This is a genomic window from Alistipes sp. CAG:268 (assembly GCA_000434235.1).
Classification (GTDB): domain Bacteria; phylum Bacteroidota; class Bacteroidia; order Bacteroidales; family Rikenellaceae; genus Alistipes; species Alistipes avistercoris.
Genome location: FR892007.1, coordinates 58,731 through 75,004, shown reverse-complemented (window position 1 = coordinate 75,004; position 16,274 = coordinate 58,731). Strand labels below are relative to the sequence as shown.

Below are 16,274 nucleotides of genomic sequence, written 5' to 3'. Positions count from 1 at the left end.
AAACAACACACAAAAATTAATCTGACCGATGAAAAATGTTAAATTCTTGCTTTCTGCGGCTTGCACGTTTTTCGCAGTAGCCGCAATGGCACAACAGGATTTCAGTGGCCCGCAGTATGCCAAGTGGGGCGACACTCCCGAGGAGCGCGAGAAGAACATCCTCAACAGCAACTTCCTCAAGGAGTCGTACGAGAACCGCAACTACGATGCGGCCGCACATTACCTCAAGGAACTGCTCAACAGCTGCCCCGACGCTTCGGTGGCCATCTACCAGCGTGGAGCCAATACCTACAAGCAGAAGATCAACCGTGCGAAGAGCGTGGCCGAGAAGAATGTCTACATCGACTCGCTGATGCTGATCTACGACCTGCGTGCGAAGTACTTCGGTGACGATCCGAAGCAGGGTCTCGCCTTCATCCTCGACCAGAAGGCCCGTGAATACCTGACCTACAAGCCCAACGACCGTGCGGGTATCCGCAAGGCATTCCGCGAGGCGATCGAGGCCGGTGGCGCCAATGCCGATCTGGAGACCGTCGTAGCCTACTTCTCGAACCTGTGCGACGACTACAAGAATACCGACGAGGTGATGCCCGACGAGATCATCGCCGAGTACGACCGCCTGCTGCCCTTCTTCGAGAACAACCCCTCGGGTGCAGAGCTCAAGAACCAGCTGGATGCCGCCTTCGGACTGAGCGGTGCCGCAAGCTGCGAGAACCTCGAGAAACTCTTCAGCAACAAGCTGGCCGCCGCTCCCGATGACGAGGCGCTGCTCGCCCAGGCCGTATCGCTGATGGGCCGTGCCAAGTGCAATAGCGACTTCTACCTCGCCACCGCCGAGAAATACTATGCGATCAAGCCGTCGGCCGAGGCTGCCATGTCGCTGGCTTCCGCTTTCCAGAACAAGGGCGACTTTGCCAAGGCGCTCAACTACCTGAACGAGGCACTGGCCGTCGAGAAGGATGACATGGAGCGTCAGAAGCTGCTCCTGCACATCTCGCTTGTGGCTCTGATCAACAAGGACTATACGAATGCTGCTTCGTCGGCCCGTCAGGCCCGCGACCTGAATCCCGAGGACGGCGCCCCGTACTTCGTGCTGGGCCAGTGCTATGCTGCTTCGGCTTCGACCTGCGGCGGATTCGCCGGCCAGGCTACTTTCTGGGCCGCCTATGATGCCATGGCCAAGGCCATCGAGCTGCTTCCGGGCGACTCGGAGTATGTTGAGCCGGCCAAGGCTTCGCTGGCGAACTACCGTGCCAACTTCCCCAACACGGAGGAGTGCTTCTTCAACGAGCTGCAGTCCGGTGCACGCTATACGGTCACCTGCGGTACGGCCGCCGGTGTCGTTACGACCGTGCGTCCCCGCTAAGCGCGTACCTCTTGCATACACGCACCGTGTAAATGGGAAAACGCCTGTCAAGATATTTCAGGGTAGCACTCTCCGTTGTGGGGAGTGCTATCTTGCTATACTCGTGCAAGGAGAAGGAGGCAGAAGCAGAGGCCGCCTCGACCGAGACGATGATGTCCGAATACTGCGAGAATCTTTCGCTCATCATGTCGCGCAACGGACGCCGCTCGTACCATTTCGTCACCCCGCTGCTCGAGGGTTACGGTCTGGCCCGCGAGCCCTACCGTGAATTCCGCAAGGGGGTGAAGATCACGACCTATCAGGACGATTCGCTCACGTCGGTCGATGTGGTGCTGACGGCCAACTACGCCATCAACTATGAAAAGCGCGAACTTTGGGAGGCCAAGGGCAACGTCGTAGTGGAGAAGTCCGACGGCAAGACGCTCTATACGCAGCAGCTTTTCTGGAACGCCAAGACGGGAAAGATCTATTCGAACGTCGATTCGAAGGTCGTGCAGAAGAACGGCCGCGAGGTGTTCATCGGGGAGGGCTTCGAGTCCGACGAGTCGTTCAAGGACTGGCGCTTCCGCCGGATGAAGGGCCGGATGGAGGTGGAGATGCGACCTGCGGCCGACTCCACGGACTCCACAGCCGTGCGTCCCGTGCGTCCGTCCGGCGGGGAGCAAAACGCAGCCGACGACCGCCCCGCCCGGCGCCCTGATGCCGTGAAACCGGCTCCGGCTCCGCGTCCGCTGCCTGCCGACAGTCCTGCCTCGCTGCCGACCCGTGCCGATCTTCCGGCGTCACTCCCGGCCTCGGCACAGGAGGAGCCCGTACGGTTGGATGATCCCGGCATCGTACCGTCGAGGGCTTTGAAACAGGGCGATTCGGCCGACGGCCGCCTGTCCGAATAATCCGTAATCCGATTCAGATGCTTACCATCGTCATACTGATCGTCGTGATGCTGCTCCTGTCCGCTTTCTTTTCGGGCATGGAGATCGCCTTTACGAGCAAGAACCGGCTCAAACTGGAGATCGACCGCAAGCAGAGCCGGATGTTCGACCGCATCGCGGAGGTCTTTGCCCGCCATCCCGGGCAGTACATCACCACGATCCTCGTGGGCAACAACATCGCCCTGGTAGTCTATTCGCTGGCCATGTCGATCCTCCTGCGCACCATCTACGGATGGTTGGGGTGGGAGACGATGGCAGCGGAAGGCTCCGTGGCTGTCGATACGGCGGTCTCGACGCTCATCATCATCTTCTTTGCGGAGTTCCTGCCCAAATCGATCTTCAAGAACAGCCCCAACTTCTATTATCGGGCGCTGGCTCCGGTCATCTATTTCTTCTATATCGTGCTCTATCCCGTTGCACGCTTCACAACCCTGCTTTCGCACGGAATCCTGCGCCTGGCCGGGCGGCGCGTCACGGAGGAGCAGCTGACTCCGAGCTTCGACCGTGAGGATCTTGCCGCGCTGCTCGACGCAAGCAATACGGAGCAGCACGCCGAACCGGACCACGAACTGAAACTCTTCCAGAATGCGCTTGATTTCGCCGACCTGCGCGTGCGCGACTGCATGGTGCCCCGTGTGGACGTCGAGGCGGTCGATATCGACTCGACGAGCATCGAACAGCTTACCGAGCGGTTCGTCGATTCGAAGTTTTCGCGGATCTTTGTCTGGCGCAAATCGATCGACAACATCATCGGGTATGTCAATTCGAAGAGCCTCTTCACGCTGCCGAAACAGATTTCCGACGTGATGATGGCCGTCAATTTCGTTCCCGAGACCATGCCGCTGCAGTCCGTGCTCGAGAACTTCATCAAGCACAAGACGAACATTGCGGTGGTCATCGACGAGTTCGGCGGTACGGCGGGTGTCATCTCGCTCGAGGACGTGCTCGAACAGATCTTCGGAGAGATCGAGGACGAACACGACGTGCCGGACCTTGTGGAGAAACAGGTGGGCCCCGACGAGTATGTCTTTTCGTGCCGTCTGGAGGTGAAATACCTCAACGAGCGCTACGACCTGGGCATTGAGGAGAGCCGCGAATACGACACGCTGGCCGGCTTCATCATCTACCACTACGAGGGGATTCCCTCGGGCGGAGAGACGCTGCTTATAGGAAACCTCCAGCTCCGGATTCTGCGCACGACGCGTTCGCGGATCGAACTGGCCCGCGTGAAAAAATTGTAGCCCACATATGGGGCTATTTCCGAATATTTTACTACCTTTGGCTGATCTTTCGGAACAATACGAATAATTAACAATTTATATGGCAAGTTTAAACACTTTACGAACCAAGTTCGGCATCGTGCTTTCGATCATCATTGCACTGGCCCTCTTGGCATTCATCCTCTCATTGAAGACCGAGATGGGTTTCTCGGGCAATGATCCTCGCGTCGGCGTGATCGACGGCGAGAAGATCAACTATTCGGAGTATTACGACCAGTACGAGCAGATCAAGGCCCAGAGCGGCGTTCAGGAGAACGACGAGCAGCAGGCTGCGATGCTGGCCAACGCCACGTGGCAGTCGCTCATCTCGAAGTATGTGATGACGCCCGGTTTCGAGCGTCTGGGTCTGCGTGTGACCGAGCCCGAACGTATGGCGATGATCAGCGGCGAGCAGCCCTCGCAGACGCTCTACAACGCTTTTGCCGATCCGCGTACGGGGACCTACAACGTAGCTGCAATCTCCGATTTCCTTGCACAGGCCGAGACCAATCCTCAGGCTGCACAGGCCTGGACCCAGCTCAACGAGCAGGCCCGTGCCGAGCGTGAGATGCAGAAGTACTTCGGTCTGATCCGCGGCGGTGTCTACGTCAATTCCCTCGAGGTGGCCAGCGGCGTGAAGTCGGCCAACGAGACCTATACGGGCAAATGGGCCGGCAAGAAGTATTCGTCGGTTCCCGACTCGATCATCAGCGTTTCGCCGTCGGAGATGAAGGCCTACTACAACAGCCACAAGGACATGTTCCGTCAGACGCCTTCCCGTACGATCTCGTACGTGGTCTTCGAGGTGGCTCCCACGGACGATGACCTGCTGGCTATCGAGAAGACCGCTACGGAGGTGGGCAAGGAGTTCGCGGCAACGGACGAGCTGAAGTCGTTCGTCCGCGCCAACCGCAACGGCAAGATCGCCGACAACTACGTTTCGGCCGCCCAGCTCTCCGAGGAGGAGGCTGCCGCGCTGATGGCCGGCGAGACCTATGGCCCCGTGCTGAAGAACAACGAGTGGACGATGGCCCGTGCCCTTGATACGAAGATGGTTTCCGACTCGATGGGCATCCGCCACATCGTGCTCCCCTATACCGAGGATACGCTGGCTGACAGCCTGCTGACCGCCCTGCGCGGCGGTGCCGACTTCGCACAGGCCGCTTCGCAGTATTCGGTCTATGACATGACGGCAGCCAACGGCGGCGAGGTGGGTGTAATGCCTTTCTCGGCCTTCTCGGGTGAGTTTGCCGAGGCCTTGGCCGGAGCCAAGGAGGGCGACATCGTGAAGGTCGCTTCGGGTGACGCTATCCAGCTGATGCAGGTATATCGTGCCGGCAAGCCGACCAAGCACGTGCAGGTGGCTTCGATCACCTATCCTGTCGAGGCTTCGGCCGAGACGCGCCGCAACGTGCACAACCAGGCCGGCTCGTTCATGGTGAACGCCAAAGGTTCGGCCGAGGCGTTTGCCGGTGCCGCTTCCGAGGCTTCGGTTACGCCGCGCGTAGCCGTGATCTCGCAGGGTGACCGCACGATCCGCGGCCTGGAGGATTCGCGCGACGTGACCCGCTGGGCCTACGGCGCCGAAGTCGGCGACGTCTCGGAGATCTTCTCCGTAGGCAAGGACTATGCGATCGCCATGCTGACGGCCATCGACAACGACGAGTATGCATCGCCCGAGAAGGTGGCAGCCCAACTGCGTGCTCAGGTGCTGCGCGACAAGAAATACGACTACATCGTCAGCAGCCTCGCCGGTACGACCCTCGAGGAGCAGGCTTCGAGCCTGGGATCGGAGGTCGCCGACTTCAAGGATGTGAACTATGCTTCGTTCTACATCGATGGCGCCGGCTTCGAACCGCGTCTGGTCGGTGCGATCGCCTCGGCCCAGAAGGGTGCCCTGACGGGCCCCGTCAAGGGTATGTCGGGCGTCTATGTCTTCGTGGTGGATGATGTGCAGACCTCCGAGAAGCAGACTTCGGAGGCCGAGAAGGTCCGTGCCCAGGCGATGGCCGAGAGCATGGCCCAGCAGTTCGCCATTCCGGCTGTTCAGCAGATGGCCGAGATCGAGGACCTGCGCGGTCAGTACTTCTAATCGGAATAGGCGGAGCATGAAGCTCCGTTTGACGGGATCCCGGATGTTTGTCATCCGGGATCTTTTTTTTGTGAAGAGGAGGGGCGGCGAGCAGGGCTTCCCCGGTCGGGCGTATGGCGGCCGAGCCGCAGGCCGAGCCCTCTCCGGCAGGGGCTCTGTGACCGGCAGTCCATCCGTTTGGACCGCCGCCTCCTGCTGGCGCCAACCTCCCGTGCGATTTCACGTGCCGGGTGGGGGAGATTCTCCCGACTTTTTGCGTATCTTTGTCTTGCCGGGCCTCCGATGCGGAGTTTCCGGTGTGAACCTTATCAATACAGCGAGATATGAACAATTTCATTTATCACAATCCGACCGAACTCGTGTTCGGCAAGGGGCAGATCGCCCGGCTTTCGAAACTGATCCCCGCCGACCGGCGGATCATGATCACCTTCGGCGGCGGCAGCGTCAAGCGCAACGGGGTCTACGAGCAGGTCGTACGAGCCCTTGAAGGCCGTGATTTCGTCGAGTTCTGGGGCATCGAACCCAACCCGTCGGTCGAGACGCTGCGCAAGGCCGTGGCGCTCGGCAAGGAGCGAGGTGTCGATTTCCTGCTGGCCGTAGGCGGCGGCTCGGTGATCGACGGTACGAAACTCGTGGCCGCCGGACTGCTCTACGACGGCGATCCCTGGGATCTGGTCCTCAAGGGCCAGGCCTCGCAGACCGTGCCCCTGGCCACCGTGCTGACGATGTCGGCCACGGGTTCCGAGATGAACAACGGCGCCGTCATTTCGCGCTATGAGACCAAGGAGAAGTACGCCTTCTACGGCAACTATCCCGTCTTCTCGATCCTCGATCCCGAGACGCTCTTCTCGCTGCCGCAGCGGCAGATTGCCTGCGGTCTTTCGGATACCTTCGTGCACGTGCTTGAGCAGTACATGACCACCCCCGGGCAGTCGCGGCTGATGGACCGCTGGGCTGAAGGTATTCTCCACACGGTTGTCGAGATCGCCCCGCGCGCTCTGGCCGCCCAGCGCGACTATGACACCATGTCGGAGTACATGCTCGGTGCGACGCTCGCCTTGAACGACATGATCCGCATGGGTGTGTCGCAGGACTGGGCTACCCACATGATCGGCCACGAGCTGACGGCGCTTCACGGCCTCACGCACGGGGCTACGCTGGCCATCGTCATCAACGGTACGCTGCGTGTGTTGCGTGAGCAGAAGCGCGGCAAGCTGCTTCAGTACGGCGAGCGGATCTGGGGTATTGCCGAGGGCTCGGAGGAGGAGCGCATCGACCGCACGCTCGAGGCGACGGAGGCCTTCTTCCGTTCGCTGGGGCTATCGACGCGCCTCTCGGAGGAGGGCATCGGCGAGGAGACGATTGCCGAGATCGAGCGCCGCTTCAATGCCGCCGGCGTCCGGTATGGCGAGGCGGCCAACGTGGACGGCGCGATGGCCCGCCGCATCCTGGAGGCCTGCCGCTGACAGGTCGTGTACCCGTAAGACGAATGTCCGCAGGTTGAGTCACAACCTGCGGACATTTTTCGTAGCGGACGGCTAAAGTACGGGTCCGTCGGGGAGATAAAAACGCCTCCGGCCCGAAGGTCGGAGGCGTCGTCGTGTGCGGATCTGCAGGGCCGGTGTTATTCGGCGAGCAGGATCTCGAGCATCTTGATGGCTGCCGTGGCGATCGGCGTACCGGGGCCGAAGATGGCGGCGGCGCCGTCGCGGTAGAGCTCGTCGTAATCCTGGTGAGGAATGACGCCGCCGACGATGACGATGATATCCTCGCGGCCGAGCTTCTTCAGTTCGGCGATCAGCTGCGGAACGAGCGTCAGGTGGCCTGCGGCCAGCGACGAAACGCCGACTACATGCACGTCGTTCTCAACGGCCTGCTTGGCAGCCTCCTCCGGAGTCTGGAACAGCGGACCCATATCGACGTCGAAGCCGATGTCGGCATAACCCGTGGCTACCACCTTGGCGCCGCGGTCGTGGCCGTCCTGACCCATCTTGGCGATCATGATGCGCGGCTGACGGCCCTCTTTCTTGGCGAACTCGGCGCACAGCTCCTTGGCGCGCTCGAACGATTTGTCGTTTTTCACTTCTGACGAATATACACCTGAAATGGAACGGATAACTGCCTTGTAGCGACCTACGACTACCTCGCAGGCATCGGAGATCTCGCCCAGCGTGGCACGGACCTTCGCAGCCTCGACGGCCAGCTCCAGCAGGTTGCCCTTCTTGGTCTTCACGCACTCGGTGATGGCCTCGAGCGCCTTCTTCACGGCGGCCTCGTCGCGCGAAGCGCGCAGCTCCTTCAGACGCTTGATCTGGCTCTCGCGTACGGCGGTGTTGTCCACGGCGAGGATGTCGATCGGGGCCTCCTTCTCCAGGCGGTACTCGTTCACGCCGATGATCTTCTCCTGACCCGAGTCGATGCGGGCCTGCTTGCGGGCGGCAGCCTCCTCGATACGCATCTTCGGAATGCCGGTCTCGATGGCCTTGGCCATACCGCCGAGCTTCTCGATCTCCTGGATGTGCTCCCAGGCCTTGTGTGCGATCTCGTTGGTCAGCGACTCCACATAGTAGGAACCGGCCCACGGGTCGATCTCACGGCATACGTTGGTCTCCTCCTGGATGTAGATCTGCGTGTTGCGGGCGATACGGGCCGAGAAGTCGGTCGGCAGGGCGATCGCCTCGTCGAGGGCGTTGGTGTGCAGCGACTGGGTGTGACCCAGGGCGGCGCCCATGGCCTCGATGGCCGTACGTGCCACGTTGTTGAACGGATCCTGCTCCGTGAGCGACCAGCCCGAGGTCTGCGAGTGAGTACGCAGTGCCAGCGATTTGGGGTTCTTCGGGTTAAACTGCTTGACGATCTTGGCCCACAGCATACGTGCCGCGCGCATCTTGGCGATCTCCATGAAGTGATTCATGCCGATGGCCCAGAAGAACGACAGACGCGGTGCGAAGGCGTCGATCGACATGCCGGCGTTGATACCTGCGCGGAGGTACTCCAGACCGTCGGCCAGCGTGTAGGCCAGCTCGATGTCGGCCGTGGCGCCCGCCTCCTGCATGTGGTAACCCGAAATCGAGATCGAGTTGAACTTGGGCATGTTCTTCGAGGTGTACTCGAAGATGTCGGCGATGATGCGCATCGAGAACTCGGGCGGGTAGATATAGGTGTTGCGCACCATGAACTCCTTGAGGATATCGTTCTGGATCGTACCCGAGAGCTGGTCGAGCGTGCAGCCCTGCTCCAGACCCGTGACGATGTAGAAGGCCAGGACGGGCAGCACGGCGCCGTTCATGGTCATCGACACCGACATGCGGTCGAGGGGAATGCCGTTGAAGAGCACCTTCATGTCCTCTACCGAGCAGATCGATACGCCGGCCTTGCCGACGTCGCCCACTACGCGCGGGTGATCGGCGTCGTAGCCGCGGTGCGTAGCCAGGTCGAAGGCCACCGAAAGACCCTTCTGGCCGGCGGCGAGGTTACGGCGGTAGAATGCGTTGGACTCCTCGGCGGTTGAGAAACCGGCATACTGGCGGATCGTCCACGGACGCATCACGTACATCGTCGAATAGGGGCCGCGGAGGAACGGGGCGATACCTGCAGCATAGTTCAGGTGCTCCATGCCTTCGAGGTCTTCGGCCGTATAGGCGCCCTTGACGGGAATGCGCTCGGCCGTGAGCCACGGTTCCACTTCGCCGCAGCCTTTCGAGGCGCAGCAGCTCTTCTGCTGGGCCCCATCGTATTTCAGTTCAGAAAATTTAGCTCTCATGATCAGATTCCCATCTCTTTAAGGTAAAACTTCAGGGTTTCCAGGACGTTCGACTTCACGTTGATGAAGTTGGTGATGCCCTGTGCCTCCAGTTCGGGCGTGCAGGCCGGAGCACCTGCGACGACGAGGATCGCCTTGTCGCCGAGCATCTCCTTGATCTTCGGAGCCACCTCGGCGTAGTCGTCGTCCGAAGCGCAGACAACGACGATCTCTGCCTTCGACTCGAGAGCGGCCTTGACGCCCTCCTCGAGCGACTTGAAGAAGGTGTTGTCGATCACGCGGATGCCGGCGCAAGCGAAGAAGTTGCACGAGAACTGTGCGCGGGCGCGAGCCATTGCCAGGCTGCCGCACGTGAGCATGAAGGCCTTGGGCTCCTTGCCCGAGCGGTCCACATGCAGACGCATGGCCTCGAATGCCATGGCGCCGCGGTAGGGCGTCAGCACGTTGCCCTCGGCGGCCTCACGCGTAACGGCTGCCTCGGTGATCTCCTTGGGTGCGACCTCCGTGAAGTTGGGGAACTGGTTGGCGCCGAGCAGCGTCTGACGGCGCGTAGCGATTGCCTTGTCCTTGGCTGCGGCCGAAGCCTCGACACGCTCCTTGATGAAGCCTGCCTCATAGGCCTTGGTGTATCCGCCCTTCTCCTCGATTTCGAGGAAGAGCTTCCAGGCCTCGGCAGCGATCGACTGCGTGAGGTTCTCGACATAGTACGAACCGCCGGCCGGGTCTACGACCTGGTCGAAGTGCGCCTCGTGCTTGAGCAGCAGCTCGACGTTGTGGGCGATGCGCTTCGAGAACTCGGTCGGGGTTTCGAACGAGGCGTCGAACGGCGTGACCTCCAGCGAGTATACGCCGCCGATGACGGCCGACATGGCCTCGGTCGTGCCGCGCAGCATGTTCACATAGGGGTCGTAAACGGTCTGGTTCCAGCGCGACGTCGAGGCGTGGATCATCATCTTGCCGGCGCACTCCTTCTCGGGATTGTAGCCCTTGACGATGTTGGCCCACAGCATGCGGGCGGCGCGGAACTTGGCGATTTCGAGGAAGTAGTTCGACGTGACGGCGAACGAGAAGCGCAGCTTGCGTGCGGCCTCGTCGATCGTGAGTCCGGCGTCGGTCAGGCGGGCCAGGTAGTCGTTACCGGCCGAGAGGGCGAATGCCAGTTCCTCGACGATCGTCGAACCGGCGTTTGCGAAGATGTCGGCCGAAACGGTCACGATGCGGATGTGCTTGTAGGCGGCGGTCTTCTTGATGAGCGAAGCGATGCGCTCGAAGCACTTTGCGCCGTCGGGCGAGCAGAAGCAGCCCTTCTGCGAGAGGCCCTTGACGATCGGGTCGATGACGAACGCCACGTCGGCGTCGGCAGCGATGCCCTCCTTCTCGAGCTTGGCGATGACCGCCTCGGCCAGGTCGCCCATGCCCTTGCCGCTGAACACCAGTCCGATGGCGGGGATGTGGATTTCAGCGAGCAGCGTCTCGAGATCGGCGGCCGTGAAGCCCTCCTTGGCGATCTCGAAGCCCAGCGAGTCCACGCCGGCATTGAGGAGTTTCAGTGCCTCGGCGTTGGCCTCCTTCGGGCAATTGACCGTGATGGTCTGATGCACGTGCCAGCGGTTGTGGGCACGCGTACCGCGCACGTAGGGGAACTCGCCTGCCTGCGAGCCGAGGAACTTGATTCCTTCGAGATTTTCGGCGCGGTAGTAGGGACGGACGTTGAAACCTTCGCCCGTACGCCATACCAGTTTACGCTCGTAGTCGGCCCCTTTCAGGTCGACCTTGATCACCTCTTCCCACTGCTCGGTCGGGACCGGCGGGAATTCGGTGAACAGTTTTTCACGTTCGGTATTTGCCATAACTTATTTAGAGATTAGTAAAGTAGTGTAGTCTCCTCTTTTTTCAAATTGCACGTAAAGGTACAAATAATTCAGGAATTGCAGCAAGAAATTGTTACCAAAATAACAGTGTCGGTCTTTTTTTATTTATAAAGGTATCCTCCCCGGCTTTCGGCCCGATATCCGCTTTTGAATCCTTGTTGCGGCTTTTCGTGTCAATATTGTTCTGAATGACGCCTGTTTTTGCCGAAATGCAAAAGTTGTGATTTTTGCACATGTCTCGTGAAAATGGATCTATTTTCCCGAAAAAGGTGTTTGAAAATCGTTGATGTGGCAGAAAAGTGGGGCTATTTTCGGGAAAACTCATGAAAAAAATGTGATTTTTTGGAAAAATGTCGATTTTGCAAAAACAGCGAAACCGTAATTTTTTTACCTTTGTCTCCCGAAGAAACACACAAACTGATCCGGTTATGTCATTACTCAGATTCAAGATGGTCGATGCGGCGATCAACCACACGGCCGTCGAAGTGAAGGCTCCCGAGGGGCGTCCCTCGGACTATTTCGGGGAGAAGGTCTTCGGTCGCGAAGCCATGCGCAAATACCTCGACAAGAAGACCTATGCGGCGCTGCTCGACACGATGGAGCACCGCACGCCGCTGACGCGCGAGGTGGCCGACAGCATCGCCGCCGGCATGCGGCAGTGGGCCCTCGAGCACGGAGCCGACCACTATACCCACTGGTTCCAGCCGCTGACGGGCGGTACGGCCGAGAAGCACGATGCCTTTGCCGAGCCGGACGGCTGCGGCGGGGTACTTGAGGAGTTTTCGGGTAAGCTGCTCGTACAGCAGGAGTCCGATGCCTCGTCGTTCCCCAACGGCGGTATCCGCAATACGTTCGAGGCGCGCGGCTATTCGGCCTGGGATCCCGCTTCGCCGGCCTTCATCGTCGATACGACGCTCTGTATCCCCACTGTCTTCATCGCCTATACGGGTGAGGCGCTCGATTACAAGGTGCCGCTGCTGCGCTCGCTGACAGCCGTGGACAAGGCTGCCACGGAGGTGTGCCACTACTTCGACAAGAACGTGCAGAAGGTCTTCGCCTATCTGGGTTGGGAACAGGAGTATTTTCTCGTGGACGAGAGCCTGTGGGCCGTGCGTCCCGACCTGATGCTGACCGGCCGCACGCTGATGGGGCACGAGTCGGCCAAGAACCAGCAGCTCGAGGATCACTATTTCGGGGCCATACCGACCCGTGTGATGGCCTTCATGAAGGATCTCGAGTACGAGTGCCTGAAACTGGGCATTCCCGTCAAGACACGACATAACGAGGTGGCGCCCAATCAGTTCGAGCTGGCTCCGGTCTACGAGGAGGCCAACCTGGCCAACGACCACAACCAGTTGCTGATGACGATCATGGACAAGATCGCCCGCCGTCATCAGTTCCGGGTGCTGCTGCACGAGAAGCCCTTCAAGGGGATCAACGGCTCGGGCAAGCACAACAACTGGTCGCTGGGCACCGATACGGGCGTGAACCTCTTTGGTGTGGGCAAGAGCGCTTCGGAGAACCTGCAGTTCATCACCTTCCTGGTCAATGCCGTATCGGCCGTCTACAAATACAACGGCCTGCTCAAGGCTTCGATCATGAGCGCCACGAACGCCCACCGTCTGGGTGCCAACGAGGCGCCTCCGGCCATCATTTCGGCATTCCTCGGCTCGCAGGTTTCGGCCGTGCTCGAGAAGCTGGCCGCTTCGAAGGACGGTGATGCCATCCGCTTCGATGCCAAGAGCATCTTCAAGATGAGCGGTATCTCGCACATCCCGACCCTGCTGCTCGACAACACGGACCGCAACCGCACGTCGCCCTTCGCCTTCACGGGCAACCGCTTCGAGTTCCGCGCCGTCGGCTCGTCGGACAACTGCGCCGAGGCGTTGATCGTGCTGAATGCCTCGATGGCCCACGAACTGACGGAGTTCAAGCGCAAGGTCGATGCGCGCATCGAGGCCGGCGTGCGCAAGGAGAAGGCGATCTACGAGGTGCTCAAGGAGATGATCAATGCCTGCCGGGACATATTCTTCGACGGCAACGGCTACTCGGACGAGTGGAAGGCCGAGGCGGCGCGGCGCGGTCTGGACTGCGAGACCTCGACGCCCCTGATCTTCGACCGCTACCTCGACGAGTCGAGTCTCAGGATGTTTGCCGAAACGGGGGTCTTCTCGAAAGTCGAGCTCGAGGCCCGCACCGAGGTGAAGTGGGAGACCTACACCAAGAAGATCCAGATCGAGGGCCGGGTGCTGGGCGACCTGACGATGAACCACATCGTGCCGATCGCGTCGCGTTACGAGGCGCTGCTGCTCGACAAGGTCTACAAGATGTCGCAGATCCCGGGACTGAACGCCTCGGCCGACATCGCCCTGATCAAGAAGATCCAGGACCACACGGCCGAGATCCAGAAACTCACGGGCGAGATGATCGACGCGCGCAAGGTGGCCAACCGGATTGAGGACCAGCGCGAGAAGGCGATCGCCTACCACGATACGGTGGCTGTCTTCTTCGACCGCATCCGCTACCACATCGACAAGCTCGAGGAGATCGTCGATGACCAGATCTGGCCCCTGCCGAAGTACCGCGAACTGCTCTTCCTGCGGTAGCCGTCGGCCCGTATCCGAATAATCCGGGGTGCAAACTCCGGATTATTTTTTTACCTTTGTATGTATGAAGGCCATTGCAGACAGCGGTTCGACCAAGTGCGAGTGGATTTTCGGCGACGGCGACCGGATCCTCCGGTTGCGGACGGTGGGGATCAACGCCGTGCAGCAGTCTCCCGATGCGATCCGCGCCGTGTTGGCGGAGCTCCCGCCCCTCGACGGCGTGGAGGAGCTCCGTTTCTACGGGGCCGGCTGCGGCGACTCCTTCCCGGAGGCTTCCGCCGTGTTGCGCCGGGAACTGGCGGCGAGATTCGGCCCCGGGGCCGCCATCGGGCTGGGCTCCGATCTGCTCGGTGCCGCCCGAGCCTTGTTCGGGCGCGGCGAAGGGATCGCCTGCATCCTCGGCACCGGTTCGAATTCGTGCCACTGCCGCGGCGGCGAGATTGTCGCCCATGTCCCGCCGCTGGGCTATGTGCTCGGCGACGAGGGGAGCGGTGCGGTTCTGGGCCGCAACCTGGTGAACGGTATCTTCAAGGGGACGATTCCGCTCCGCGAGGAGTTCCTCCGCACGTTCGCCCTGACCTACGCCGGGCTGATCCGCCGGGTCTACCGCGAGCCGGCGGCCAACCGCTTCCTGGCGTCGTTTGCGCCCTTCATCCGTGCGCATCTGGATTGCGCACCGGTGCGGGAGATGGTTGTCCGCTCGTTCGGCGAGTTCGCCGCGCGCAATCTGTCGGGTTATCCGGCAGGACTGCCCGTTGCCTTTGTCGGCGGGGTGGCGGCCCATTTCGAGGAGCCGCTGCGCGAGGCGATGGCTGCGGCGGGACGCGAGGTCGTGCGGATCGTCTGCTCCCCGGCCGAAGAAATTTGGAAATACCATGGAGGAGAATCGGATTACCGAGCAGAGCTCGGCATATGACAATTTGCAGCGGATGTCGGTGCACGACATCCTGACGGGGATCAACCGCGAGGACGCTCGGGTGCACGAAGCCGTGCGGGCGACGATCCCGGTCATGGAGCGCCTGGTCGAGCAGGTCGTCGGACGGATGGCGGCCGGCGGCCGGATGTTTTACATCGGCGCCGGCACGAGCGGCCGGCTCGGGGTGACCGACGCCTCGGAGCTGCCGCCGACCTACGGCATTCCCTTCGACCGCGTAATCGGCCTGATTGCCGGTGGCGACGGAGCCTTGAGACGTGCGGTGGAGCATGCCGAGGACGATTCCGAGGGTGCCTGGCGCGACATGGCACCGTGGCATCCGACGGCCGGCGACGTGTTGGTCGGCATCGCCGCCTCCGGCACGACACCGTATGTGGTGGGCGGCCTGCAGCGTGCGCGGCGGGAGGGGCTTCTGACCGCAGCCGTGGTCTGCAATCCCGGGTCACCGGCTGGGGGCGCTNNNNCAATCCGGGCTCACCGGCTGCCGCCGCTGCGGAGTATGCGCTCGAGGCGGTCGTCGGTCCGGAGTTTGTCACCGGCTCGACCCGCATGAAGGCGGGTACGGCACAGAAACTGATGCTCAACATGCTTTCGACGGCCGTGATGATCCGCCTCGGGCGGGTCGAGGGCAACCGGATGGTGCACATGCAGCTTACGAACGACAAGCTCGTCGCGCGCGGTACCCGGATGGTCGCCGAGGCCGCGGGACTCACCGACGATGAGGCCCGGACGCTGCTGCTGCGCTGGGGGTCGGTCAAGGAGGCGCTCGAACACTGTAACGACTGATGGACGATGGCACGTTTTTTTACCGAACGCGAGATCCGCGCCGTGGCGGTCTTCCTGCCGCTGGCCGGACTGCTTGTCGCGGCCGTGGCGCTGTTCCTGCCCAAGAGTGACCCGCTGGAGGCCCGGCGCGTCGAGGTCGCCATGGAGCGGCGCATGCCGGCGGACAGCATCCGTCTCCGTCCGTTCGACCCCAATACGGCCGACTTCGACGAACTGCTCCGGTTGGGGCTCTCGAAGCACGAGGCGGTCAGCCTGCTCAAGTACCGTGCAGCAGGCAAGGTCTTCCGTATTCCCGAAGACCTGTCGCTCTGCTACGGGATCAGCGACTCGCTCTACCGGCGCCTGGCACCGTGGGTGCGGATCGGCCGCCGCTACGCTATTGCGCCCCGCGAATACCGCAGCGGCCGGGTGCTTCCGCAGCTGCTTGCTCCCTCGCCGTTCCGCATCGACACGGTCAGTGCGCACTACCTGAGGGCCATCGGGGCCCTTTCGAAGCGGCAGGCCGAGGCCTTCATCCGCTGGCGCGACCTGAGCGGCATCTACGACATGGAGGAGCTCCGCGACTGCTACGTCGTCAGCGATTCGGTGGCTGCGGCGCTCGAGCCCTATGTGATCTTTCCCGAGCGCCGGCCGCACCCCGTCGAGGCTCCCGTGGAGCTCAATCC

The 16,274-nt window shown here is 61.4% G+C and carries 10 protein-coding genes and 1 pseudogene; 9 read left to right on the top strand and 2 right to left on the bottom strand.

Features of this window, described 5'->3' with window-relative positions; genetic code table 11:
* Window positions 1–28: 28 nt before the first annotated feature.
* From QZL63_RS07830 to QZL63_RS07810, 5 genes are all read left to right on the top strand, one after another.
* Window positions 29–1,366: a tetratricopeptide repeat protein gene (locus QZL63_RS07830; RefSeq protein ID WP_022308770.1), complete on the top strand. Its 1,338-nt coding sequence runs from the start codon at window positions 29–31 to the stop codon at window positions 1,364–1,366.
* Between the two features lie 77 nt (window positions 1,367–1,443).
* On the top strand, window positions 1,444–2,259 hold the full coding sequence (gene lptC, locus QZL63_RS07825) for an LPS export ABC transporter periplasmic protein LptC (protein WP_441293897.1): 816 nt from the start codon (window positions 1,444–1,446) through the stop codon (window positions 2,257–2,259).
* A gap of 17 nt (window positions 2,260–2,276) precedes the next feature.
* A complete protein-coding gene (locus QZL63_RS07820; RefSeq protein ID WP_022308768.1) occupies window positions 2,277–3,539 on the top strand; it encodes a hemolysin family protein in 1,263 nt (420 codons plus the stop codon).
* 79 nt (window positions 3,540–3,618) lie between these two features.
* Entirely contained in the window at window positions 3,619–5,649 is a 2,031-nt protein-coding gene (locus QZL63_RS07815) for a peptidylprolyl isomerase (protein WP_022308767.1), read from the top strand.
* 323 nt (window positions 5,650–5,972) lie between these two features.
* Entirely contained in the window at window positions 5,973–7,115 is a 1,143-nt protein-coding gene (locus QZL63_RS07810; RefSeq protein WP_022308766.1) for an iron-containing alcohol dehydrogenase, read from the top strand.
* A gap of 158 nt (window positions 7,116–7,273) precedes the next feature.
* Here QZL63_RS07810 and scpA read toward each other — a convergent pair whose 3' ends face one another.
* Together scpA and QZL63_RS07800 are read right to left on the bottom strand one after the other, a co-directional pair.
* Window positions 7,274–9,412 carry a methylmalonyl-CoA mutase gene (gene scpA, locus QZL63_RS07805; protein ID WP_022308765.1) on the bottom strand — a complete coding sequence of 713 codons (2,139 nt, stop codon included), beginning with the start codon at window positions 9,410–9,412 and terminating at the stop codon, window positions 7,274–7,276.
* A 2-nt stretch (window positions 9,413–9,414) separates the two neighbouring features.
* A complete protein-coding gene (locus tag QZL63_RS07800) occupies window positions 9,415–11,262 on the bottom strand; it encodes a methylmalonyl-CoA mutase family protein (protein WP_022308764.1) in 1,848 nt (615 codons plus the stop codon).
* A gap of 449 nt (window positions 11,263–11,711) precedes the next feature.
* Here QZL63_RS07800 and QZL63_RS07795 point away from each other — a divergent pair, with 449 nt between their 5' ends.
* The 4 genes and pseudogenes from QZL63_RS07795 to QZL63_RS07780 form a co-directional block, all read left to right on the top strand.
* Complete coding sequence (locus tag QZL63_RS07795) at window positions 11,712–13,889, top strand: glutamine synthetase III family protein (protein ID WP_022308762.1); 2,178 nt, start codon at window positions 11,712–11,714, stop codon at window positions 13,887–13,889.
* 64 nt (window positions 13,890–13,953) lie between these two features.
* The gene (locus tag QZL63_RS07790) at window positions 13,954–14,805 is read left to right on the top strand and encodes an N-acetylglucosamine kinase (RefSeq protein WP_022308761.1); all 852 of its coding nucleotides are present in this window, start codon (window positions 13,954–13,956) and stop codon (window positions 14,803–14,805) included.
* Window positions 14,765–15,609, top strand: a pseudogene (locus QZL63_RS07785) (N-acetylmuramic acid 6-phosphate etherase). Before QZL63_RS07790 ends, QZL63_RS07785 begins: the two are co-directional and overlap by 41 nt.
* Window positions 15,610–15,615: 6 nt before the next feature.
* Window positions 15,616–16,274: helix-hairpin-helix domain-containing protein (locus tag QZL63_RS07780; RefSeq protein ID WP_290586444.1), on the top strand; the 659-nt coding region annotated here is incomplete at its 3' end.